The organism is Microtetraspora sp. NBRC 13810 (assembly GCF_030268685.1).
In the GTDB taxonomy this organism is placed as follows: Bacteria; Actinomycetota; Actinomycetes; order Streptosporangiales; family Streptosporangiaceae; genus BSRQ01.
Map to the genome: position 1 here is coordinate 1 of NZ_BSRQ01000057.1, position 949 is coordinate 949.

The 949-nt window shown below is 71.0% G+C and carries 1 protein-coding gene; it reads left to right on the forward strand.

Annotated elements, in window-relative coordinates:
* A partial coding sequence (locus QSK26_RS41415; RefSeq protein ID WP_285780851.1) for an alpha/beta fold hydrolase occupies positions 1-834 on the forward strand: 834 nt, incomplete at its 5' end.
* Positions 835-949 lie beyond the last annotated feature (115 nt).

Below are 949 nucleotides of genomic sequence, written 5' to 3' on the forward strand. Positions count from 1 at the left end.
CACGCGGAGGCGGGCCGGCCCGGCGGTCGCACTTTCGTGTTCGCCCATGCCTGGGCGCTCAACAGCGGGATGTGGCACTACCAGATCCCTGAGCTGCTCGCCGCCGGCAGCCGGTGCGTCGTCTTCGACCGTCGCGGTCACGGGCGTTCCGACCTTCCCGGGCGGGGCTACGGCCTCGACCGCCTCGCCGACGACCTGGCGGACCTGCTCGACCACCTGGACCTTCGCGACGTCGTGCTCGTCGGCCACTCGCTGGGCGCCGCGGAGGTGGTTCGCCACCTGTCCCGCCGCGGGGAGGAGCGGGTCGCGGGGGTCGTGCTGAGCGCGCCGACGACGCCGTGCCTGCTGCGTACGGACGACAACGCGGACGGTCCCGTCGCGGCGGCGGACTTCGCGGCGCTGCAGCAGGTTATGCGCCGGGACATGGGCGCTTTCGTCGCGGGCACCTCCCACGCCGACTACTTCGGACCGGCCTATGAGGTGTCCGCAGGTCTGGGCGACTGGACTCACCGCCAGTTCTTCGACACGCCCCTGCAGGTGCTGCTGTCGACCCAGGAAGCGTTCATCACGGCCGACCAGCGCCAGGAACTGGCGGAGATCCGGATACCGGCGCTGGTGATCCAGGGGGACGCCGACCGTTCGGCGCCGATCGAGCTGACCGGACGCCGGACCCACGCCCTGCTCCCCGACGCGAGGCTGGTGGTACTCGAAGGCGCGGGACACGGCCTCTACATGAGTGACCCGGGTCGCTACAACGCTGAACTCCTCCGCTTCGCGATCACCCTCCCGGCGAAGGCCGCTGCCCACCACGGGCCTGGTCAGCCGGTGAACTGACCAGCTCCGCAGCGGAACGACGCCGGCATTCTCAAGGCATGGCCGCGTTGACTTCGCTGAACGCCCATCTGAGCGAGCAGGCCGACCACCGGCACCCGCACCGGCATCACCGACG